General features: G+C 60.9%; 21 protein-coding genes and 4 pseudogenes. 5 read left to right on the forward strand and 20 right to left on the reverse strand.

Translation table 11 applies throughout. The annotated features are described in order from the left end of the window. Window positions 1–181: 181 nt before the first annotated feature. From RIdsm_RS26505 to RIdsm_RS26550, 9 genes and pseudogenes are all read right to left on the reverse strand, one after another. Complete coding sequence (locus tag RIdsm_RS26505) at window positions 182–1,261, reverse strand: TrbL/VirB6 family protein (RefSeq protein ID WP_057821910.1); 1,080 nt, start codon at window positions 1,259–1,261, stop codon at window positions 182–184. A gap of 407 nt (window positions 1,262–1,668) precedes the next feature. Next, window positions 1,669–1,857, reverse strand: a complete 189-nt coding sequence (locus RIdsm_RS26515) for a hypothetical protein (protein ID WP_057821914.1) — start codon at window positions 1,855–1,857, stop codon at window positions 1,669–1,671. Continuing rightward, the gene (locus tag RIdsm_RS26520) at window positions 1,854–2,840 is read right to left on the reverse strand and encodes an ATPase, T2SS/T4P/T4SS family (protein ID WP_057821916.1); all 987 of its coding nucleotides are present in this window, start codon (window positions 2,838–2,840) and stop codon (window positions 1,854–1,856) included. Before RIdsm_RS26520 ends, RIdsm_RS26515 begins: the two co-directional genes overlap by 4 nt. Window positions 2,841–2,844: 4 nt before the next feature. After that, the gene (locus tag RIdsm_RS26525) at window positions 2,845–4,224 is read right to left on the reverse strand and encodes a TraB/TrbI/VirB10 family type IV secretion system protein (RefSeq protein ID WP_057821918.1); all 1,380 of its coding nucleotides are present in this window, start codon (window positions 4,222–4,224) and stop codon (window positions 2,845–2,847) included. Next, a complete protein-coding gene (locus RIdsm_RS26530; protein WP_074940816.1) occupies window positions 4,221–4,916 on the reverse strand; it encodes a TrbG/VirB9 family P-type conjugative transfer protein in 696 nt (231 codons plus the stop codon). Before RIdsm_RS26530 ends, RIdsm_RS26525 begins: the two co-directional genes overlap by 4 nt. A 101-nt stretch (window positions 4,917–5,017) precedes the next feature. Further along, window positions 5,018–5,671 carry a VirB8 family type IV secretion system protein gene (locus tag RIdsm_RS26535; protein ID WP_074940861.1) on the reverse strand — a complete coding sequence of 218 codons (654 nt, stop codon included), beginning with the start codon at window positions 5,669–5,671 and terminating at the stop codon, window positions 5,018–5,020. Window positions 5,672–5,688: 17 nt separating this feature from the next. Next, entirely contained in the window at window positions 5,689–6,498 is an 810-nt protein-coding gene (locus RIdsm_RS26540; RefSeq protein WP_057822073.1) for a type IV secretion system protein, read from the reverse strand. Beyond that, complete coding sequence (locus tag RIdsm_RS26545; protein WP_177228475.1) at window positions 6,498–7,652, reverse strand: lytic transglycosylase domain-containing protein; 1,155 nt, start codon at window positions 7,650–7,652, stop codon at window positions 6,498–6,500. Before RIdsm_RS26545 ends, RIdsm_RS26540 begins: the two co-directional genes overlap by 1 nt. Before the next feature lie 153 nt (window positions 7,653–7,805). After that, window positions 7,806–9,443, reverse strand: a pseudogene (locus RIdsm_RS26550) (VirB4 family type IV secretion system protein); the annotation flags it as partial. A 178-nt stretch (window positions 9,444–9,621) separates the two neighbouring features. Between RIdsm_RS26550 and istA the strand changes: the two are divergent. After that, window positions 9,622–11,151 (forward strand): IS21 family transposase, encoded by a 1,530-nt coding sequence (istA, locus tag RIdsm_RS26555; RefSeq protein WP_151175227.1) that lies wholly within the window; start codon window positions 9,622–9,624, stop codon window positions 11,149–11,151. A gap of 12 nt (window positions 11,152–11,163) precedes the next feature. Then, entirely contained in the window at window positions 11,164–11,934 is a 771-nt protein-coding gene (istB, locus tag RIdsm_RS26560) for an IS21-like element helper ATPase IstB (RefSeq protein WP_151175226.1), read from the forward strand. Between the two features lie 106 nt (window positions 11,935–12,040). Here istB and RIdsm_RS26565 read toward each other — a convergent pair. The 5 genes and pseudogenes from RIdsm_RS26565 to RIdsm_RS26585 all read right to left on the reverse strand — a co-directional run. Beyond that, window positions 12,041–12,781 (reverse strand): annotated as a pseudogene (locus RIdsm_RS26565) (VirB4 family type IV secretion/conjugal transfer ATPase); the annotation flags it as partial. Continuing rightward, window positions 12,771–13,049 carry a VirB3 family type IV secretion system protein gene (locus RIdsm_RS26570; protein WP_057822035.1) on the reverse strand — a complete coding sequence of 93 codons (279 nt, stop codon included), beginning with the start codon at window positions 13,047–13,049 and terminating at the stop codon, window positions 12,771–12,773. The pseudogene RIdsm_RS26565 and the gene RIdsm_RS26570, both read right to left, overlap by 11 nt. Continuing rightward, the gene (locus tag RIdsm_RS26575) at window positions 13,042–13,335 is read right to left on the reverse strand and encodes a TrbC/VirB2 family protein (protein WP_012187323.1); all 294 of its coding nucleotides are present in this window, start codon (window positions 13,333–13,335) and stop codon (window positions 13,042–13,044) included. Before RIdsm_RS26575 ends, RIdsm_RS26570 begins: the two co-directional genes overlap by 8 nt. Next, a complete protein-coding gene (locus RIdsm_RS26580) occupies window positions 13,332–13,946 on the reverse strand; it encodes a lytic transglycosylase domain-containing protein (RefSeq protein WP_057822033.1) in 615 nt (204 codons plus the stop codon). The genes RIdsm_RS26575 and RIdsm_RS26580 overlap by 4 nt, the downstream gene beginning before the upstream one ends. Before the next feature lie 43 nt (window positions 13,947–13,989). Further along, a complete protein-coding gene (locus tag RIdsm_RS26585; protein ID WP_057822031.1) occupies window positions 13,990–14,343 on the reverse strand; it encodes a hypothetical protein in 354 nt (117 codons plus the stop codon). Between the two features lie 211 nt (window positions 14,344–14,554). On the opposite strand from RIdsm_RS26585, the gene RIdsm_RS26590 reads away from it, so the two are divergent. Beyond that, entirely contained in the window at window positions 14,555–14,806 is a 252-nt protein-coding gene (locus tag RIdsm_RS26590) for a hypothetical protein (RefSeq protein WP_057822029.1), read from the forward strand. A gap of 32 nt (window positions 14,807–14,838) precedes the next feature. On the opposite strand, the gene RIdsm_RS26595 is transcribed toward RIdsm_RS26590, so the two are convergent. Next, window positions 14,839–15,051, reverse strand: coding sequence for a helix-turn-helix domain-containing protein (locus tag RIdsm_RS26595; RefSeq protein ID WP_057822028.1), 213 nt, complete (start codon window positions 15,049–15,051; stop codon window positions 14,839–14,841). A 710-nt stretch (window positions 15,052–15,761) separates the two neighbouring features. On the opposite strand from RIdsm_RS26595, the gene RIdsm_RS26600 reads away from it, so the two are divergent. Beyond that, the gene (locus RIdsm_RS26600) at window positions 15,762–16,511 is read left to right on the forward strand and encodes a hypothetical protein (protein WP_074940857.1); all 750 of its coding nucleotides are present in this window, start codon (window positions 15,762–15,764) and stop codon (window positions 16,509–16,511) included. Window positions 16,512–17,038: 527 nt separating this feature from the next. On the opposite strand, the gene RIdsm_RS30930 is transcribed toward RIdsm_RS26600, so the two are convergent. The 3 genes and pseudogenes from RIdsm_RS30930 to RIdsm_RS26615 all read right to left on the reverse strand — a co-directional run bounded on the left by RIdsm_RS30930 (window position 17,039) and on the right by RIdsm_RS26615 (window position 19,021). Next, complete coding sequence (locus RIdsm_RS30930; RefSeq protein ID WP_143100596.1) at window positions 17,039–17,347, reverse strand: type II toxin-antitoxin system CcdA family antitoxin; 309 nt, start codon at window positions 17,345–17,347, stop codon at window positions 17,039–17,041. Window positions 17,348–17,387: 40 nt separating this feature from the next. Further along, window positions 17,388–17,642: pseudogene (locus RIdsm_RS26610) on the reverse strand (L,D-transpeptidase); the annotation flags it as partial. Window positions 17,643–17,665: 23 nt separating this feature from the next. Beyond that, complete coding sequence (locus tag RIdsm_RS26615; protein ID WP_151175244.1) at window positions 17,666–19,021, reverse strand: ISKra4 family transposase; 1,356 nt, start codon at window positions 19,019–19,021, stop codon at window positions 17,666–17,668. Between the two features lie 114 nt (window positions 19,022–19,135). Between RIdsm_RS26615 and RIdsm_RS26620 the strand changes: the two are divergent. Then, window positions 19,136–19,336 (forward strand): annotated as a pseudogene (locus RIdsm_RS26620) (ISKra4 family transposase); the annotation flags it as partial. Here the strand turns inward: RIdsm_RS26620 and RIdsm_RS26625 are convergent. Together RIdsm_RS26625 and RIdsm_RS26630 are read right to left on the reverse strand one after the other, a co-directional pair. Beyond that, entirely contained in the window at window positions 19,247–19,708 is a 462-nt protein-coding gene (locus RIdsm_RS26625) for a L,D-transpeptidase family protein (RefSeq protein WP_074940849.1), read from the reverse strand. The pseudogene RIdsm_RS26620 and the gene RIdsm_RS26625 overlap by 90 nt on opposite strands. Before the next feature lie 66 nt (window positions 19,709–19,774). Further along, entirely contained in the window at window positions 19,775–22,129 is a 2,355-nt protein-coding gene (locus RIdsm_RS26630) for a heavy metal translocating P-type ATPase (protein WP_244955867.1), read from the reverse strand. Window positions 22,130–22,246 lie beyond the last annotated feature (117 nt).

A 22,246-nucleotide genomic window follows, 5' to 3' on the forward strand; every position in this document is an offset into this window, starting at 1 on the left:
TTGATGTTCCAGCAGGACAGAATTCTCGTGAATTGGGCTACGAATGCGCATGAGCGAGTTTTTCACCGATATCAGTCGTGTTTGGCCACGTGCCTTGTGTCGCGAGGGATCAACCGTTTAGCAATGACAAAAACCCGTAGCGAAACCTTTGCAGTTTTGGCAAGTTTTTGGCACCTGGCTGTCACCGCCTGCCCAACCTACCAAGTCTTGAAAGCTGTGCCAGCATTCGGGCGCTTGTTCCGGTTGCGTCACCCGGACGAGCCGCAGTTGGCCCTCCAGCAGTATTTGGCCGGCTCGGCAAGGCTTGCACGCCGAAGAATTGTCGCGCTCGAAGGGCTGCGTATTCAGCCCCAGTTGCGCCACCGATGGCATAGCGATTGTAAACTTGTTGGCTACCTGCAAGCCCTCTGGCGAAGGCATAGCTTCCCCCGAACCCGGCCGAGAGTGCCGGCATCATGATGTTTCCAGAAATCGCCCGGACCAAGAAAGGCGTTGCTATGATGAAACCCTTTGCCATCAGCACCATCATGAAAAATGGGATAAGGGCCCCTATGTTCGAGGCCCCTTCTGGGTCGCCAAGCTCGGCAAGAAGCGCTCGAGAGACCCCTGTGATCGTCGCGAACACGCCGGCGACGACGATCGGATACATCGCGAAGGAAATCAGCGCGGACAGCCAGCGCGCGAAATAATCCTTGGTCACCTCGAAAAGGGTCAAGAAGATCATCACTGGCGCAATGCCAATTAGCAGAGCGATCATGAGCCGGGACGCCACAACAATGAACGCCGCCAACCCGCCAAGAATCGAGAGCAGCAGAATCCCAAGTGTGTCAAGCAAGGCACCCGCCATCCAGTTCAGCTCAGATCCCGCAGCATTCAGATAGTCCCCGAGCGCTGCAATTAGGTCGTCAAATTCCTCTGCAAAGGTACCGGACGGGCCAGGTGATCCGCCGCCGACAGAAGCCACAAGGGCCCCGGCAATGCTGTCAATTCCATTCAGTATTGCTGAGGCAAGCGCATTGAACTGGACCCAGTTGGCCGCAAAGACCCCTATCAGCCCGACCTTCACGGCCAGCCAAAAGGCAGTTCGGCCGTCCATCGCCCGATACTGGTAGATCATGTTGATGAAAACCAAAATGACAACCAGTGTCGTTCCCAGAACCAACAACGTGCCGACCGTTGCTGCGACCGCACCAAACTGAGTTTCGGCTGCGGTATCGAGATAGCCTTCAGCCGTTTCCACGAAGTAGGCGACGACACTCATGGTGACCTACCAATTCCCGGCGGCTTCGCAGATTGGCATGGCTTCGCGTCGAAGCTCATTTGCTTGGTGCCGGTATGCGGAAGTCGCTTCCACGATGTCCCAGTATTCGGACGAGGCGAAACGCTCAACGTATACGCGTTCGGCTGCTGCCCAAGATGGATACCGCGTGGGACATTCACAGCTTTGGGCTTCAACGATGCGTTGCATACTCTGCGCCCGATAGATTTGTTGGATCAGGAGCCGTTTGTGGGACTCGCGTACATCGATGTCTTGCATCCACTGTGGCTCGGGAGGCTGGTCTGGGCAGACATCCGGCTGATTGTCGAGCGTTGGGACCAGGTTCCGCTCGGCCACGCCAGCGGTTGGGCAGAGAGCGACGAGCAGGCCTGCCGTTGCAACGACCCGCATCATTCTGAAGCCGCCTTCGTCGCAACAGTTTCACGCTTCAAGAACGTGGTGTAGCCGTAGTCACCCGCTTCGGCGGTGATGACTTCCCACCCCTCCGCGCCGCGCTCATTCAAGGCGCTTCGCATCGCGTCGTAGTCCTTTTGTTTTTTCACCTCAAAGAACAAGATATCGTATTCAAAGGTCTTCATGAGGAAGTTCCAATCTCAGTTGCGCCGGGGAGGTAGAATTCGGTGATACCGCGCTTGCCGTCGTGGCGACCGGCCTGGATGATCACGTCGATGGAGTTCTCGATGTACTGGATCATGTCGGCATAGGTCATCGGGATCTCGGTCTTCAGTGCTGCGATCGCGAGGCGCTGCACGGCCAATTGCGGTGTTTCGGCATGCAGCGTGGTCATGGACCCGCCGTGGCCGGTGTTGATTGCTTCCAGAAAGGTCATGGCCTCCTTGCCGCGCACCTCGCCGAGGATGATCCGGTCGGGGCGCATGCGCAGCGTGGCGGTGAGAAGCACATCGGCGGTCTGGAATTCTGCGTCGCGATTGGCGATGAGGGTCACGGCATTTGGTTGGGTCGGCAGAAGCTCGGCGGCTTCTTCGATGGTGACGATGCGTTCCTCGGCCGGTACGTGAGAGAGGATCTTGCGCGCGGCCACGGTCTTGCCGGTGGAGGTGCCGCCCGAGACGATCATGTTGAGTTTGTTCTCGACGCAGAAGGCGAGCGCATCATCGATCAGACCCGCGGCCACCACTGCGCGCAAGGCACGCTTTTTTTCCACGCGCAGGTCTTCGAGCTTGCGTTCCTTGCCGTAGAGGAAATCGAGCGCAATGCCCTCGAGTGGCAGGCTTGAGAAGAACCGCAGGCTGATCGACATGGCCGAGAGCACGGCGGGCGGGGTGATGACCTGTGCCCGGATCGGGCGGCCCTTGTAGGTGATCGAGACCGAGACGATGGGGCGGTCCTTGCTCATCGTGGTATTGGCCGAGGAGGCGATCTGGTTGCCGAGGTCCCTGACCTGAACGCCAGTCAGCCTCTGGTCCAGCGCGCGCATGAAGTGATCACCCTGGAATTCGCCCCAGCAGGAGCCATCAGGGTTGATGCAGATCTCGATGACATCGTCGCGAGCGGCGGCGTCGATCCGGTCGAGCGAGGTTTCGAGATAGCTCAGCGACATGGGCTCAGAATATCTCCAGATCGCGGTCGACCATGACCGTGACGCGGGCGCCCTGGTCGACATAGATGACGGGGCCGATGGAGAGGTAATCGCCGATGACGCTGTCCGTCGCATCTGCCAGATCATCGCCCACGTCTTCGAGAACGTCGGCGGCAGTCTCATCCTGGACCTCGGATGCGGCGGCACCAGGTGCTGCCGAAATCAGCGAGATCAGGGCTGCCGACCCGAAACGCTCGGCAAAGCGTGTGTCCACGAAACCTGTGACACCGGAACGGCCCAGTTCATCGCCCCCGAAGGAGCTGATCCGGACGGTTTGGCCCGCGGGCAGGATGATCCGGTCCCAGGCGATCGTGACGCGGCGCTGCGCGATATCGACGCCAGCGCGGTAGCGCCCGACGAGACGGGATCCGCGGGGGATCAAAAGGCGCGCGCCATCGACGCTGTAAACATCCTCGGACACCACGGCACGGGTCTGGCCGGGCAGGGAGCTGTCGAGGGCGGTTTCCATGACGGCCTGGATCATGGTGCCCTGTAGAATCGTGTTGGAGGGATTGGCGATCACCTCGGCCTGCGTCACGGTGGAGGGCAACGCACCGTTCAGCACAAAATCTGTCACCTCGCCAAAAGTGCGTTCGGTCAGAGCCGTTTCATTCGGTCCGGACGTGCCGCCAAATGCGATAGTGGGCGAAGCGATGCGGCGTTCCTGGAAGGCGCGTTCCTCCGTGGCGCGGCGCTCCAGCTCGGCCATGCGCCGGGCTTCTTCCTCGCGGCGCAGTCGCTCTTGCTCGCGTGCGCGCAGCTCATCTTCCGTGGGGCCCGCTGGGGCGGGTTGGGGTCGGCTGGCCTCGAGTTGGGCCAGTTCCAGATCCATGCGTAATTGCTCAAGGCTGCGATCCCGCGCCGTCAGTTCGTCCTGGAATCTTTGCTGTGCGGCTTCCGAGGCGGCTTGCAGCGCAGCGATCTGAGCGGTCAGCGCGTCGATCGCCTCTGCGGCGGCGGTGTCTTCCTCGACGACCGGTTCGGGGGCGTTGCGCAGCTCCTCGATCTGGGCCTGCAGCGCGGTGATCTGCGCCAGAAGCTCCGCGTTGGGCTCGACTGGATCCGGTCCGACGAACACAACCTCGGGCTCGGGCGGGGGCAAGGTCTCGATAGCGCCAAAGCCGTCCCCTTCGTTTTGGAAGACGTCCGGGGTGGCCGTCGGCAGGGCTTCCTCTTCGTCGGGCTGTGAGAGGAGATAGAGCAGGGCACCACCTGCGCCGATGACGAGGACCACGATCAGCGCGAGAAGGGGCGACCGGCGCTGCGCCGCTTTGGGGGCGCGGGCACTGCCTTTCTCAAGGGCGGCGAGGCGCTTTTCCAGCTCGGTGTTCTCGGTATCGCTCATGAGGCGGCCTCCGCGGGCGGGATCGCCTCGATGCAGACCACCTCTTCGCCAAGTCGCAGGACCCATTGGCGGTTTACGCCGCTGACGCGGATCACGCCGTCTTCAGGGGTTTGCGTGTTGACCGTGCGCTCACGGCCATTGGCGTAGCGGAAGATCGCAGGCACCGGCGCGTTCCGCGGAAATTCGAAATACGTAAACGTCCCGTCATCCCAGACACGGGTGGGGGTGAACTCGGTCCGGGCGCTGGCACCGTAATTATAGTTCGGCGCTTGGGCCGCGATGGCACGTGTGGGCCGCGTATTGTCTTCGGGGTAGCGGAACTGGACCACGTAAAAGGTCGGACTGCGGGTCTCCTCGACGTTAAAGTAATAACTGCGCCTGTTCGTGTAGACGGTCACATTGGTATGCACCCCGCGCGCCACCGGCTTGATCGCGAAGGCCTGACCCCCGGGTACGCCGTCGATCTCGAAGCCTTCCGTGTCGCCCGCAATGATCGAGCGGATGCTCTCGCCTTCCCCGAACTCGACCGTGGTCACATGGGTGAGCGACACGCTGAGCCGGTAGACCTGACCTTCTTGATATGTTGCCAGCCGCACCCGATTGTCATTGGGCCCGCCACGCGGGATGGCTTCGGCGAAAGCAAGGCCGGGCAACAGGGCAATCAGCAATATGAAAAGTCGAGCAGGGAACAAACATGCGTTTCCGGAATGAGTTGGGTCGCCAATACCCTGCCACGCTGCGCGCTCTCGGGACATTGGCGACAAGATATTTTGAATTGAATTCCAGAAACGCATTAATTCTCCAATCTGTCGGAGCGGATGGAATATTCGAGGACCGTGAAGCCGAAGGGGTTGGTCCAGACCTCATCGATGGAGCGGCGGGTCTCGGGGCGGAACTCGAAGAGAAGCGTGGCGGTGAAAAGCCCGGTTTGGACGCCGTTGATAGATGTCAGGCGCTTGCGCAGGCGGACCGTCGCGCGGTTGGTTCCGATCCGGTTGATGCTGAGGATCTCCACGTCGAGCCGCGCATTGGGGCCATAGACCGTCGGCGGGTAGTTCTCATTGGCGCTGTTCCAGATCTGGCGCAGCCCGCTCTCGGCAGCTCCGTCCGAGCGGCGCAGGACGTTGCGGATGCGTAGATCGTTGTCGAGCTGGTTGTAGACCTCCCGGTCGGTCACATAGCGGAACACCTCCGCCTCGATGATCGCTTGGTTGGCGGTCACCGAGGAGGCGCCGACCGAGGCTTCGGGGAGTGCAAAGCCGGTGGCGGGATCATAGGGAACAACGACGGGGGGCGGGTCGACATCGAGGATCGAGACCGCCGCGGCGCTCAGACAGCCGATGCCACCGAAGACAAGGCCCGTCAGGCCAAGGCGTTGCCAGAGCCGTTCGCGGCGCAAGGCACCGTAGACCAGTTCTTCCTCGATGATTTCTTGTTCAGTCGCCACCCGTCATGCCCCCACGATCACTCCGCCCGCAGGTCCGGCAAGGTGAAATCCATGAAGCGCTGCTCTTCGGCGATGGTGGCGGCGTCGATCACGCCGCCGGTGCCATCGCCCACGGTTTGAATCGCTTCCAGCTGCCACATCGCCACGAGGGCGATGGCCAATTCAGCTGTCACGCGCGTGTTGAGATCGACGCTTTGCTTGAGCTCTTCCATGTCGTCGATGAGCCCGACAAGGCGGTCTACCCGCTCGAGCGACTGGCCGGCATCTTCATAGCTGTTCTGGGCGGCGGCTGAGACGAGTGCGCCGGTTGTTGCCTGCGTGGCCACACGGTTGGCCCCGGGATTGCCGCTGGTGGCCATTTCCGAGAGCGTGTCTTCATCGAAGCCGAGATCGGCCAGCACCCGGTCCATCTGGGTTTCGATCTCGCCTGCGCCAGAACCAGACAGGCCGGAGAAATCCCCAGTCTTGATCGCCTCAATCGTGGCGAGGATGTCCCCGAATTCCTGGTCGAGCAGGCCATTGAGTTCGTCTTCCATCTCGGTGCGGATGATCTCCGGCAGTTCGGCAAGGCGGGTGAGGGCCTCGTAGGTTCGTTGCAGCTCCGCGAGTTGGTCCGTGAGCGTGGCAAGCTGTTCGCGGAGCTGCGTCAGCTGCTCGTTTTGCAGAATCTCGTCCTCGATCATCTGCCGGAGCTGCTGGATGTTTTGCGCGATGTTCTGGGTATCGACGACGGGCACGCCTTGTGCTGCGACAGGGGGTAGGGCGCTGAACTGCAAGCCAATGCCAAGCGTTGTGACCAAAGCTATCCTCAAGAGCAGATGTCCCATCATTCAATCTCCCTGATCGTAAAATCCATGAACGCGCCTTCGGCCATGCGGGCGCTGGCCTGGGCCAGCTCCTCGGCAGAGAGGACGCGGGTGCGTGCCGCCTGAAGCCGGATGCGTGCAGCGACGAGGCGCACGAGTTCGGCGCGGGCATAGGTGTTGAGTGCGATGCTTTCCTGCACGTCTTCAGTCTCGGAAATCCGTTCGACAATGTCGGAAATGCGCAGGGCGGCTTGGCGGATCGCGGCTGGTGAGTTGCTGCCATACAGGGCCGCCCCATGACCCGTGAGCGAGAGGTTGGCATTGGCAAGAAGCGCCGGATCGATCGTGCCAAGCGCATCGATCCCGCCGATACGGCTTAGATAGAGATTGTAGCGTTCAGGGATGACCGACACGTAGTGCTGGGTCTCGCGGAAGGGTGGCACGCCGCCATACTCGAAAACCCGGCCGGGTCCGGCGTTATAGGCCGCGAGGGCGTTGATGATGTTGCCATCGAATGTGTTGAGCTGGGTCGCGAGATAGCGCGCGCCGCCATGCACCTGCAGGTAGGGGCTGTCGTAATATTCCGGGTTGATGCCGAGATCGCTGGCCGTGCCAGGCATGATCTGGGTGAGACCATAGGCGCCGACGGGAGATTGTGCCCCAATGGTGAAACGGCTTTCCTGCCAGATGAGCGCTTGCAGCAACGCGCGCCATTGGACCGGGGAGAGGCCCGCGCGGCCAACGCCGGCAAAGCCGCTGGTCTCCTGAGCCACGCGGATAATGAGCTGCTCGATGTTCTCAGACGCATCCCCGAACATCTGCGCACCGCCGGGATTGGGGTCGATGTCGGCATTGCCATAGACCGCCTCGACTGACCGGGCCGTATCCCCGCTGCCGCTTTCCAGCCCCAAGACCATAGCCGGCAAGCCCTGACCGCCGAAGCTGGTCTGGGCATCGAGGATGCGTTGCAGGGTTTCCAGCTGCTCCCGTTCGATCTCGGCAATGAGTTCGCGCAAGGCAAGCTTGTCCGCCTGGATCGCAAGATCGGCCTCGCGATCGCCAGTCTCGACGATGTCACGCGCGGTCAGCCCACTGTCATTGGTCGGCACGCCTTGGGCGAAGCTGAGACCGGGCAGCAGGCAAAACGCCAGGATATGAGGCAGGCTAGACTTCAATGTCGCGATCCGGGGTGCCAAGGGGTGTGAAAGTGCAATCCGGAGCAATGGGTGTTGTCGAGGCCAAGAACGTGAAGCAATTGGCCTGCGGTTCCTGATACTGGGCGCAGGAGGCCAAAGCGCCGAGCGCGGTGAGAAGCAACAAAATGCGAATCATGAGAGTCTCCAGAAGTCCGGGCGGTCGCGGTAATCGGCGCCGACGAACGCCTCGCCTTTCTCCATGCCGCCGAGGATGGTGAGATTGGGCCCGAGAGCACTGAGATCGGCATCAACCACGATCGAGCCCTGATCGTCGCGGATCAGCGCCAAACGGCTGTTGCTGCCCGTGTTGAGAAGGACGTCGAGCTCCTTCTCCGTGAGGTTCAGCATGGCGTAATCCGCAGGCTGCGCGCGGATATTGGGCAGCAGGATCTGCGTCGGCACCGCCTCGACGATGGTCTTGCCGGTCCGGGTGCGCTCAAGCTGGCTTGCGTATTGCGTCATCATCACCGCGACGGTGTTCTGCTTGCGCGCAGTCACCAGCCAGTTCGACAGCCGCTCGGCGAAATACGCGTTATCGAGGGCCTTCCAGGCCTCGTCGATCACGATGATGGTGGGGCGGCGGTCCTCGATCTCTCGCTCGACCCTGCGGAAAAGATAGGAGAGGACGGCCATCCGTTCCTTGTCGGCCTCGCTGTCGAGAATGCCGGTCAGATCGAAACCCACCATATCGCCTTTGAGCGAAAACGTGTCCTCGAGGCTCTGCCCGAAGATCCAGCCGTAGCGGCCCTCTTCGGTCCACTCGAGCAGGCGCTGGTGCAGATCGCCGCCATCATCGGTGGAGACAAAGAGCGACGCGAAATCCCGCCAGTTCCGCAGGGCCGGATTGGAGGCCTGGGCATTCTGGCGCACGACTTCCTGGATGCGGTTGGTCTGCGCCGGGGTCAGGGGCTTGTCGGCGCGGTAGAGCAGGGTGGCAAGCCAGTCCGAGAGCCAGGCGGTGCCGCGCGCATCGGTCTCGGTCCAGAGCGGGTTGAGGCCCGTGGGCTGACCGGCGTTCAGGGAGGCGTAGCGCCCGCCATTCGCGCGGACCGCCATTTCCATCCCGAGGCGGTAGTCGAAAACGAAGATCCGGGCGCCCGCGCGACGGGCCTGGGTCATCAGGAAGGCCGAGAGCACCGATTTGCCCGACCCGGGCCGCCCCATGATCAGGGTGTGCCCGCTGGTGGGTTCTTTGTCGGGCGCGCCCTGCTCGTGATAGGAAAACCGGTAGGCGCTTTGCTCTGGCGTGGGCAAAAAAGTGACGACCCGGCCCCATGGGGTTTTCTCGGCGGGTTTGCCGAGCTGTGTCCGGTGAAAGGCCGCAAAATCCGCGAAGTTGCGATTGGTGACGGCGCTGGCGCGCACGCGCTTGGGCTGGTTGCCGGGATGCTGGCTGAGGTAATGCGCCTTGGCCGCGACCCGCTCGCCGATCATCTTCACGCCTTCGGTCGCGGCGGCGTTCACGATCTCTGCGCTGAGGGTCTGCAGCTCTTCGAGCGTGTCGCAGAAGAGCGTCACGACCATGTGGTGCTCGCCGAAGCTCTGGCGCTTGGCCTCGAGATCATCGGCGGCGATGTCGAGGGCTTCCATGAGCGAGAGGGCCGCGTCCTGGCTGGCCTGCATCTGACGCTTTTGCCGTTTGATGCGGCCCGCCATGAGGTTCGAATTGATCGGCGTGAAGGAGTGCGTCACGATCATGTCGACCGGCAGGTTCAGCATGTCGAACATGGTGCAGGAGGTGCCTTCCGAGTATTCTCCGATGGTGAAGCTCTTGCTGCGCGCACCGGGGTAGCGCGGACAAGGATTCCAATCTGACGCGGACAAGCATTCCGATTTAGCGCGGACAAGATTCCGGGGTTCGCGGACAAGATCGCGGAGCCCTTTGGCGGGGTGCTGAGCAATCACGTGGCGGGTAGCCTTTCGCTCTTTTGAGAGCGGGAGGGACCCAATGGCGAGATTGCCGATGAGGAAGATCAGAGAAGCCTTGAGGCTGCGCGCAAGCGGCCTGACGACCCGGGAGGTTGGCGACAGCATCGGCGTCGGCCGTACGTCGGTCAGCGAGTATGTCGGCCGGGCGGCGCGGGCGGGTTTGTCCTGGCCGCTGCCGGATGATCTGACGGATGCTGCGCTGGAAGCGTTGTTGTTCCCGGTCCCACCGCCAGATGCAGCTACCACCTACCCGAAGCCGGACTGGGCGCATGTGCATAGCGAGTTGCGCAGGCCCGGAGTGACCCTGTCGCTGCTCTGGGAGGAATACCGGGAGGCGCATCCCAAGGGCTATGGCTACAGCCGTTTTTGCGAGCTTTACCGCCGCTGGGAGGGCAGGCTGGCCCCGGTGATGCGCCAGCATCATGTGGCGGGCGAAGCGCTTTACGTGGACTACGCCGGGCAAACCTTCGAGATAGTGGACCCCGAGACTGGTGAGGTGCGCCAGGCCGAGTTCTTTGTCGCAGCCCTCGGCGCGTCGAACCTGACCTATGCCGAAGCCACCTGGACACAAGGCCTGTCCGACTGGATCGGCAGTCACACGCGAACCTTCGCATTCTTGGGCGGCGTGCCCACGACGGTGGTCTCGGACAATCTCAAATCCGGGGTCACCAAGGCCTGCTTCCACGATCCACAAATCAATCGCAGCTACGCCGACATGGCGGCACATTACGACACCGCCATCATCCCGGCCCGCCCGCGCAAGCCTCGCGACAAGGCCACAGTCGAGGTGGCCGTGCAGCTCGCGCAGAGGTGGATCCATGCGCGGCTGCGGAACCGGCGCTTTTCCTCGTTGGCGGAGTTGAACGCGGCGATCCGGGAGCTTCTGGAGCGCTTCAACAACCGGCGCACCCGTCATCTCGGGGCCAGCCGCCGGGAGCTGTTCGAACAGATCGAACGCCACGCCCTCCAGCCGCTTCCGCTGGAGCCATACGAGTTCGCGGAATGGCGCTGCCGCAAGGTGGGGCTCGACTACCACGTCGAGATCGACCGGCATTATTACTCGGTGCCCCACACCCTGCTGAAGGCCGAGGTCTGGGCGCGCATCACCAGTCGGACTATCGAGATATTCCATAAAGATCAGCGCGTTGCCTCGCATGTCCGGACATCGGGCAACCGCAAGCACACTACGGTGATGGATCACATGCCGTCCAATCACCGAGCCTATGCCGATTGGACCCCGGAGCGCCTGTGCCGGTGGGCGTCCAAGGTCGGCCCCAACACGGCATCCCTCGTCGAGGTCATCATGCGCGAACGCAAACACCCCGTGCAGGGGTTCCGCGCCTGCCTGGGCATCCTGCGGTTGTCCAAGGGATACGCGGCAACCGAGTTTGAAGCGGCCGCAAATTACGCGCTCACCATCGGCGCCCATTCCTACGGCTCCCTGCAATCCATCCTGAAGAACAAGAGATATCGCCGGGCCCCGGATCGGCCCGCAGAGGAACCGGCGATCACCCACCCCAACATTCGCGGCGCCGATTATTTCCACTGAGAAAGGATACACATGCTTGATCATCCAACCCACGACCTGCTGCGCCAGCTCAAGCTGGACGGCATGGCGGACGCTTTCACCGAACTGCAATCCCAGGACAGCGCCGCCGACATGGGCCATGCCGAATGGCTCGGCCTCCTGATCGACCGGGAGGTGGCGAACCGCACGACCAAGCGGTTCCAGTCCCGGCTGCGCGCCGCCAAGCTTCGTCACGGTGGCGCTTGCGTCGAAGATGTCGATTTCCGCGCCGCGCGCCGCCTCGACAAGGCTTTGTTCCAACAGCTCGCCGCTGGCCGATGGATCAAGGAAAAGCGCAACCTGCTGATCACCGGCCCCTGTGGGGTCGGCAAAACTTGGTTGGCCTGCGCCTTGGGACAAAGAGCCTGCCGCGACAACGCCACCGTGATCTACAAGCGCCTGCCGAGGCTGTTTTCGGAACTGCAACTGGCGCATGACGATGGACGCTTCCCACGCATGTTCCGCCAGCTTGTCAAAGCGGACTTGCTCATTCTCGACGACTGGGGGCCGGAACGCATGACCGCGCCACAGCGCCGGGATATGATGGAAATCATCGAGGATCGATACGGGTCCGGCGCAACGCTGGTCACAAGCCAGCTGCCGGTCGATGCCTGGCACAACATCATCGACGAACCGACTTTCGCGGACGCTATCCTGGATCGCCTGATCCACAATGCGCACAGATTGCCTCTCGATGGCCCGTCGATGCGCAAGACCCGCGATGCCCCCGCGACCAAAACCGTTGACGAACAAACCGACACCTGAGATGTCAAATCAAACGCTCAGCATCCCGCGCGAACTTTGTCCGCGCACCCCGGAATGACTGTCCGCGTGCCGTTGGAATGGCTGTCCGCGAAGCCCGGAATGCGCAGCTCTTGCCGTAGCGGTGGCCCACGACGCCCTCGGAAAGCTCGAAATGGTCGCCGTGAAACGTCACGCGGGTATTGGCGACGTTGAAGGACAGAAAGCCGTAGGTGTTGGCCGGGTAGAGCGGCAGCTCTTGCCCCGTGTTCAGTGCGCCCAAAAATCCCACCAACTCTCCCGATCCGGCTGACAGCAGGCGCGGCTTGAGCTCGGTAAGCCCCGAGAGGAAGACGTTCACGACCTCACCGAGGCGCTGCAGGCGTTTGCGGGTCTCCTCCTTCAGTCGGTCCGGCGCGCTGCGGCTCAGGAACGGCAGGAGGCTTTTCGGAGGCGGGCGGTGAATGACGGTGAGCGTCAGTGTTTTGTCGCGGAGCCCGCTGGTCTCGAGTTTCGCGCGCCAGCGCCGGTCAACCTCGCCTGCGAAGCTGTCCTCACGGATCGGGTCGAGATCAGGTTTGATGGCCTTGGAGACCTTGTGGACGTAATAGCTGAATTCCGGCCCGAGCTGCGCGACGATGCGGGCAAAGAGCGCCGTCACCTTGTCGAGATAGGCATCGTCGGTCGTGTAGCTGTTGATCCCCTCGAGCCGGATGCAGCGGAAGAGTTCGTTCACTCGGGTGCGCACGGTCTGGTCGTCGACGAGGCTCACATAGGGCAGCATATGCGCAAGGCGGGTCTCGCGCGCATACCACTCTGGCGTCATCGTGCGGGGATCGAGCGCTGCATCACGGGCGTCATCACGGGGCATAGCTGTCCCCGCCGTGGATGGACCGGTTGCGCGAGGGCGGTGTCTCCTGCAGGGCCGTCACCATCACGTCGATGAAACGCGGGTCCCAATCGGCGGCCTTCCACAGCACTGGATAGAGCAGGGCGGCGACAGCCAGTACCGCGATGTGCTGGACCCAGACGAACAAGAGCACCGAACCGAAGAGCCAGACCATCGCATACATGATGGGCAGGCCCAGAAGCTTGGGCGGGCGCACGAGGCCGAGGAAGAGAGGCGAGCGCTCAGCCACCGGCAAAGACCGCGGCAACGATGGTGGGGGCAGCCGCAACACCGGCGATCCCGACGAGGACCCAGAGGGCTTGGCGCAGATCGATGATGTTGAAGAACCAGCTGAGGAAAACGCCGAGGACCGCGAGTGTGGCGATGACGACACCAAGAGGTCCGGTCAGCGCATCGACGATGCCCTGCAACAAGCTTTGGATTGGGGAGAGATCGATGCTCTGTGCAAGAGCGGGTTCGGCAATCAGCAGGAATAGCGCCAGCGAGGCGACAAAGAGGTTTGAAATCTGTCTCATGAATTTGATCCTTCCAATCGGGCCACGACAGCCATCACGCGGGCCACGTGGTTCTGGGTTTCTCGGTAAGGGGGAATGCCACCGTGCTGGCGCACGGCGTCCGGCCCGGCGTTGTAGGCGGCCAGCGCCAGTCGAGGATCGCCGAAGCGCTCAAGCATCATCGCGAGATAGCGGGCGGAGCCGTCGAGGTTTTGCAGCGAATCACTCGGGTTGACGCCGAGATCACGGGCAGTGGCGGGCAACAGCTGGCCCAGACCGATTGCGCCCGTTCTGGAGAACGCATCTTGCCGATAAGCGCTTTCCACTTCGATATTGGCGCGGTAAAGGCTCAGCCAATCCGTGACGGACAGTCCCGCGCGGCGAAGACCGGGATGGCTGGCATAGCGCAGGGCGGTCGTTTGAATCGCAGAGAGGACATCGGCACCGGGCAGGGGTGTCGGGTGGGCCAGCGCCGCAAAGCGCATCTCTTCAGACCCCGCCGCTCTCTCTCCGAGGATAGCCAGCCCGCCTACCGCCGAACCCTGACCAACCCCGTCACTATAGTTGCGGGCGAAACTGCTCTGGGAGAGTGAGGGCGTCAAAGAGCCGTCGCTTTCCATGACCAGCACCATCTGCGCGACTGCAGGAGTCGCCAGAAGACCGAGAAGAAGTAGGCTAGTCGCTGCCGCCCTTGTCGGAACCAGAGAGCTTGAGCGCAGTCCATTGGCCTTCTTCAAGCGGCACATCAGCATGTGAAAAGCCGATCCCGACAAGGAAGGAGACGATGCCAGTGATCGTTTTGAATTCGCGGATCTTGATGTCGCTATGCGTGGTCCGCGTCCGGGCTGTGACGAGGAGCTTTTCCACCCCGTCATCAGAGACAACGCGCATGATCCAGACCCCGTAATAGCTCGGGCCTTTTTTGTGCGCCGTCTCCTGGCACAGAATCTCAGCGCTATATCCGCTCTCCACGAGTTCGCGGAATCGTGCTTCCGTGACCACATTAGGTGCTTCAATGTCCCAGCTCATGGCCTGGCTCACGCTTTCTTCAACAGCGCAACCCCAGGCATTCCGACTTGAAGCCCAGAGTTACGATAGTATATTTTCGTCCGCAAGGTATAAAAACGTCATCGCGGTCGATTTTCGGTTGCGCAGGTATTAGGCACGTGCGGTGGTATCATTCAAGGATTTAAGGGGTTTCAGTAACATCACATACTTTGTGGAGTGGAACTGGTCGACCATGTTTTTCCTGGTATTCTTCGCGGGTTCAGCTGCCGCCGAGTCCTGTCTGGCTCCGCAGCCGCCCTTCGTGCCCGGCGATCCTCAAGCAGCACGGGAATACAGGGACATCATTCGAAGCGACTTCGAAGTCTACATCCGCGATATCGAGGCCTACTTTCGCTGTCTGGACGATGAACGGGCGCGGGCATTCAAGGAAGCGCGCGAAGTCAGCGAGGCCTATGGGCGATTTCTGAAGGTGATCGAACCATAGCTCTCACCGCGCGGTTCACTCATCTGAACACGTCAACATCTTGGTTTGAGCAATTCCATCGGTTCTGTGTCCAGCGCCTTCGCGATTGCCTCGATCACGTCAATCGTCGCCGCATGCTTCGCATTCTCGATCTTGCCTACGTAGCCGCGATCAATGTCAGCAGCATGTGCGAGGGCCTCCTGGCTGATCCCCCTGGACCGGCGGATCTCCTGTACGTTCAAACCAAGTTGTATCCGCAGCTTCATGCCTTAGGCAGAGCCACGATGTAGAATATTCCACCACGCAATATATTCTACATTCGGGTTCTGGGCTCTTGCCTTTCATGAAAATTTTGCGGAATTGGCCTGCGTCGCCATACTGGGCGAGTGAATAGGGAGGAGTACAAGTCATGGTTGGGTTGCGGCGGTGCGAGATGAATCTGTTCAATTACTCGACAGCAACCCTTGGAAGTAGCCGAAACGTCTTGAAATTCTAGAGCCAGTGCGAAGAGGGCGCCTTCGGAGCACGGATCTTCCTCATAGCACGAGCAGACTGGACGGCGGACCAGCATCAACGAGAGGTCCGTCTAATCCGAACGAGTGCAGCGTGAGAGATGAACGGAATCAGCGCAGAAGGAATGGCAATCGCCCGGCTCCTTGGTGAAGATTCCCGGGGAACTGTCGCTTGGGTGTATCGGTGGGAGACTGGCGAGTTGGGAATTCTTTGGATGAGTGCGGATCGTCACGTCTCTGGCATCGACAGGCTGCTTGATGCGGAGGTTTACGCGCAGGCAAGGTCCGTTGGGGATACGAAACTTGCAACCTTCCTCGAAGATATGCCTGTATTCGGTCCGCATGATCCTGACTAGAAATCGATGTCACTGGTGAGTGCCAAATACGCTTAAAAATATATTACACGTGACAATAGTATAATAATGTTTAGTATTCGCATTGTTTTGAGAATAGGGAGCGCGCGGATGGTTCCAGGACTTAGAAAACTTGCGATTGTTGTCATCTCGGCTGCGGGACTTACATCGCCCATATCGGCGAACCGTGCCGCAGCACAAAGCTATCCGATTGATTGTGCCATCCTTCTATGTCTTTCGGGTGGTTGGCCGGCGTCCGAACCGTGCGCACGTGCCCGCGCCGAGTTCATTCGCAGAATTACTCCGTGGCCGGTGGAGCCGCCGCTACAGATTTGGCGTTGCCCGATGGGTGCCACGCTCGAGCAAGAGGGGGATTCGGGATCTGGTTTGGAGCTTATCGATGTCATGGGCCAGCGCGAGAAACCTCGCCTTTTTCAATCCGCTCCTAGGGAGGCAACTCTTGAGTTTTCGACGCCGAGTTTTTCGCGTGGGACGGCATTCGTGGGCGCGGTGCTGGGTGACAGCACCATGCTTCAATTGGTTCAGGGTCGTGCGGATATCGATATCAGCGGGCCGGAATTCAATTTTGTGCGTTCGATTCGGGTCTTCGATGTGCGCTACGCTTCTCAAAGATTAGTAGGCGAGGCCGAAGTGTGCAGACGCTATGCCAGCGTTTATCTTGGCAGATATGGCATGCAGGGCGACTTCTCTTGGCGTGTTTCTTCGCCCTCGGATCTGCCGCCCGCGCATGAGGGGCTCGAAGGTTGGGGGGGCGACTGCCCCCGCGTTGCCAACAGATCTGTCTTCGTTGATTGGCGGGATTTCGAAGGAAACTACGGGTTTGAACAGGTAGACTATTAGTGTTTGTGTCGCTCGCTTCGCAACTTCCTTCTAGGTGGAGGTCAAGCAGAAAGGCCAAGGACCGTTGACTGGCGAAAGAGTTATTAACAGATTCTGGGGATAAAACGCGGGAAACAGGACATCTATAGGCTCTGACGACCGGACCAAATCCCTGATTGAGTTAGTCTCAAGAGAAACTGCGGATCGACGATCACTTATGCGTATAAGCCGCATTGAATAGTCTGATTTTCGAGGAAACCATCTAGTACGATGGCTGTTCAGGATTGGCGGCTTGTCGAAGTGATCGCGCACGGTCCGGACGAACTGAGATCAGTGGGAAAAGGTTTCAGAGTGACGAAGCGTCAATAGCTGATGGCCTCAAACTCCCCTTATCTGCATAGCAGTGGCCATGAACCGCAGCACCATCAGGTAATCTCTGCCTTCAATTGGGGAGACTGGGTATTGCTGCGCTTCGACGGGACCAGTGCTTGGCTTGAAGCAATCAAAACCATGACCACGCGGGCGTTATACTTGTCAAGTAGCTCCCCCTAGACATCGAGCAGAAGATTATCGCGCTTCGGGCATAGATTGACGTAATGTTTTGCCATCAGACATGTCGGAAACCATTGAGCGGCCCTAGGATTGAATTCGAGCCATAAAGCGCAGACGCATTCGCGGCGCCACTGTCCCTCCCGTGTTAGAACAATGGCTCTGCGAACACTTTCTTCTGTAGCGTGAGAAACATTGACGCTCAGAGCTTTTGCATCCGCAATTGCGCTGTCGATCGTGAGATTATGGGTTTTTACGCCGGCGAAGGGCGTATCGCGATCTACCCGGCAAGCAGAATATGCGCACATTAGATGCGCGTATTTTTATGCCAAAATCATTGAAACACTGTCATATGATTTTCACCTGCGTACCGACTGCAGCGAGCTCAAATAATTCTACGATATGTTGGTTGTAGAGGCCAATGCATCCGCTGGACGATTTTCGGCCAATTTTTCGCGTGTCTTGAGTGCCATGGATTCTGTAGTACTGCCAACTCAGACGTAGCGCCCTGATGCCGAGTGGATTCTCAGGTCCCGGAGCCACGTATTCTGGTAAGGTTGGGTCGCGCTCAAGCATTGAAGGTGTGGGGCGCCAGTCCGGCGCAGGGAGTGGGCAAAACCTGGGGGTCACGCGGCTCTTTGGTACGCGCCGGTTAGCCGACCGTCGAGAACCGCGGCGCGGACAACGGCCACGCGGTGGGCTCCCTTGGGCGACCATCTCATGCGGCGGCGCTTGCCCATGCGGGTGTTCCCGATGTCGTCCACGCAGCCCTCTGCCCGGGACGAAGAAATCGGAAGACCCGCGCGGTACCGCCGACCATAGTCGGTCAGGCTGTCCATGTTGTTTGCAAGGTATGAGTACAGATCGCGGCACCGGGCTTGCACTCGCCGGGCCGCATCAGTCGCCACGCGGTCATCTGTAGCCAGCCGCGTGCAATCGACCATCAACCATTGGAGACTGGTCGTGGCCGTTAGAACTTTTCCATGCCAAAGGTACCATCGCAGCGTTTCGGCGGGACGTTTGAACAGCACTGGAATGCCGGAGAAGCCCCTGCTCTGCAGCAGGCCCTTTACGGCGTTCTCAACGTGCTGAATGCGCATCGAGATATGCCACCAGTCGAGAATGTGGCGAACCTTTCCACCGACGGCGACGCGCACGAGGTTCGGCAGGGCGGGTTCCCCGTCCGAAATCACCGTGACGGTTTGTTTGTGATCCCAACCGAGAGCCCTCAAGTCCTGGCGAAGCTGGCTGGCAGGTGACAGGACTGCCTGCTGAACAAGGCCGAAGCGGCGGCACTTGTCGTGGCTTTCGATCTTGCCAACCACAACATCGAGGTGTCGCTTCTGGTATTCCGGTCGGCATCGGATATGCGCACCGTCCAGGAAAACCGTCAACGCAGACGCCTCTTCGGCGGCCGAAGGAACTACAGGCTGAGTCTGCTCGCTGTCGCAGATCTCCCGGGAGACTTTGCCCAGACGATTGCGCACCGATGTATTCACCTGCTTCGCGCAAGGCAGGAAGGTTTCCAGGATTCGTGCCGCTTCCCGGAAGGAATGCCGTGCCCCAAGTTCGGCCTGAAGGCGTTGCAGTTCCGGAGTCGACCGGTCCGGAAAAAAATGAGCGAGTGGCGAAAGCGGTCCGCCCAGGACGTCGTCGGATTTTGTATCGCAGGCGCAGCGACGAATGCGCGGCGCCTTGACCTGGAACCTGCCGAAGAGGGTGTCGAGCACCCGAGGCCGATAATCATGTATGGCTCGGACCTCGTCGCAGTCAGGACATATTCTGCTGGCTTCGGAAACTTCCTCGATCTGGTCGAGCAGGATCGCATTCTGTAATTGCCCCAGGATCGTCTTCGCATCTTCGAGTAACAACCCGAACCCCTCAGGCTGCGTGCGTCGAAACGGGCGGGACAAACGGCCGAGAGGATGCCTCTTTGTGGTTCCGTTCTCAAAGGTCGTCTCGACTATAATCCGCACGTCCATGGCAGTTCCCCTCTCAATGAACCACCAACATACACAGACACCCCCAGGTTTTGCCCACTCCCGCCGTTGATTTCGTTGGATTTCTCATCTCACAATAAAGGGCTACGCGACACCAACTTTGGGCGGCGATATCGCAATGATCTTCCGATCTCCTCGTCCCGTGCTGAAGGCTGCGTGGACGACATCGGCAACACACGCATGGGAAAACGCCGACGCATGAGATGGTCACCCAAGGGCGCGCATCACGTTGCCATCGTGCGGGCCGCCGTTCTTGATGGGCAATTGACTGGCGCATACCGCAGAGCAGCAGCCTGACCCCCAAGTTTTGCCCACTCCCGTTGGATTTCCCATCTCACAATTAAGGGCTACGCGACAATTGGGATATGAAATGCCGATGGAGAGGTGGAAGAGGCTGTTTGGGTTGCGCCGGTCAATCAGGTAGGAGCCCTCCGGCGTGCGGCCGTCCCCCTCAAACTGCTTGTGGCCTTCGGGCGCGAAGCCCAATCCGATGGGATAGGTCCGCAAGACGTCACCCGCGCCGTCAAGAACTAACAGCCGCTGCGCCTTGTACATGCGTAGCCGGGTCACTTCGGGTCCGTTGTAGGACCGGAACTTGCTGGCACAGCCTGACAGGAGGGCGGCCAATCCGCCCAACAGCAAGACCCGCCGTGGAATTCTGGTATTCATCACTGCTCGACGCCCCTTTTGCGAGGTCTGGTTGATGTCAGACGTTACTCTACCGAAACCGCCGGATCAATGACCGTGCGCCAGTGCTCCCTTCGCCATCTGCTCGCCAATCGGTTCACCGCCCGAAGGCCCCGCTTCGACCCGGTGGCCGTTCAGGAGCCGAAGCGCGTTGGCCACGACAAGCAGAGACACGCCTACATCCGCAGCAATGGCGCCCCACATCGAGGCCATCCCGAACGCGGTCAGCCCGACGAACAGCGCCTTGGTCGCCAGCGATATGCCGATATTCTGGTGGATGATCGTCATGGCCCGGCGCGAATGGCCGATAAGCCAGGGTACCTTGCCGATGTCGTCGGTCATAAGCGCGATGTCGGCCGTCTCGATAGCGGCATCCGATCCGACAGCGCCCATGGCGATGGCATAATGCGCCCGCGCCATGGCCGGTGCGTCATTCACACCGTCGCCGATCATCGCCACCATGTCGTGGCTTTCGACGAGTTCCTCAATGGCCGTCACCTTGTCTTCTGGCAAAAGTTCGGCGCGCACCTCGTCGATGCCGACTTCGGCTGCCACCGCGCGCGCGGTGCGTTCGTTGTCGCCCGTCAACATCACGATGGTCTTCACACCCTGCGCATGCAGGCGCGCAACGATCCCCTTTGCATCTGGGCGGATGCGGTCGCGAAGCTCCAGTACGCCGGTCACGCCGGTCTCGTCACCCACGGCAACGAGGGTGCTCCCTGCCCCTTCGATCCGATCCCGCAGATCCGCCGGAATGGCATCGCCGAACCCCTTCTCTTCGGCGAACCGATCCGAGCCGAGCCAGATAGCGCGCCCGTCGGCGCGTCCTTCCAGACCGCGCCCGGGCACGGTGCGGGTGTCCTCTGCGGCAGACACGGAAACACCATCGGCTTCGGCGCGCGAGAGGATGGCGCGTGCCAGCGGGTGTGAAGACCGCGCCTCCAGGCTTGCTGCCAGCGCCATGAGATCGCGTGCGAAAACGCCGACCAGTGGGTGAACCGCCGCCACCTCAGGCTCGCCCATGGTGATCGTCCCGGTCTTGTCCATCGCCAGTGCCGTGGTCCGCCCCGGCGCCTCGACATAGGCGCCGCCCTTGATGAGCACCCCCGCTCGTGCCGACGCGGTCAGCGCCGCCACGATGGAAACCGGCGTAGAAATGACCAGCGCGCAAGGACATGCGATGACCAGAAGGACCAGAGCATTGTAGAACCAGTAGTCCCAGGCGCCGCCGAGCAGGAGCGGCGGCACCAGCGCGATGGCGATCGCCAGAGCCATCACGATGGGTGTGTAGATGCGCGCGAACTTGGCCACCCACTGTTCGACCGGCGCGCGGCGGGCATGGGCATCGCCCACCATGCGAATGATTTTCGCGAGCACCGTGTCCGAGGCGGCCTTCGTCGCCCGCACCGTCAGTGTGCCATCGCCGTTGATCGTGCCGGCATAGACCTCGTCGCCGGGTTCCTTGGGCACTAGCGCGCTTTCCCCAGTAATTGGGGCCTGATCGACGGCCCCTGCCCCGTCCACGACCTCACCGTCGAGGGGGATCCGGTCGCCGCCGCGCACGATAAACCTTGCATTGACTGCCACGGCCGCGGCCGGAACGTCGGATTCAGAACCGTCGTCGTAAAGAACCCGCGCCGTTGGCGGCGCCAGATCGAGGAGCGCGGAAACCGCATTACGCGCCCGCCCCACGCTCCAGCTCTCAAGATAGAGTGAGAGCGAGAAGAAGAAGGCGACCGTCGCGGCCTCAAAAAACTCGCCGAGGCCGATGGCGCCCGCGACGGCCACCACCATGAGCAGGTTCATGTCGGGGCTAAGCCTCCGCGCCGAAGACCAGGCCTTGGGCGCGACAAGCCAGACGCCAAAAAGAATCGCGACGGCGAAGATCCCTGCTTCCGCCATAGGCATAGGCACCTCGCCATGGCCCGCAAAGAGCCCGAGCGCGCCGCCCATGCCGGTCTCGACAATGTGAAAAAGGAATCCCGCCGCCCAGAAGCCGCCGCTCAACGAGGTAAAGCGCTTCTGACGTGCCAGATGCGCCGCCTGGTCCTCTGCTGCGTTGTCGGCATCCCATGGCTTCGCGCTCATGCCGGTCGTTGCGACCAACTGCGTGACTTCGTCGTCTGGTATCCTCTCGGCGCTATCGAGGATGGTCATTCTCCCGTTGATCACGTCGAATGCCAGGTGTTCGGCTCCGCCCACTTTCGGTCCGACAACCCGGTTCAGGATCGCCACCTCTTCGGCGCAATCGAGCCCGGAGACCCGAAAGCTCCTTCCGCCGGACGGCGCTGGCGCCTTGGACGCGACGTCCTTGCTGGCGTCGCAACAGGATTTGCCTCTTGCGTGAGATTGCTCTTGATCACTCGGTTGGCTGTGATCGTTGCGGTTGCCGTCGGTAGACATCGATTGACCTCGGGATTCATTGATTCCACATTGTTGTAGTCCCTACAGCAACTAGAGCTTCAAGGGTAAGAATGGGACGTTGCGCGCAGAAAAATGCGGCGTCCGGAAGTTCGCCGC

Source organism: Roseovarius indicus (assembly GCF_008728195.1).
GTDB classification, from domain to species: Bacteria; Pseudomonadota; Alphaproteobacteria; order Rhodobacterales; family Rhodobacteraceae; genus Roseovarius; species Roseovarius indicus.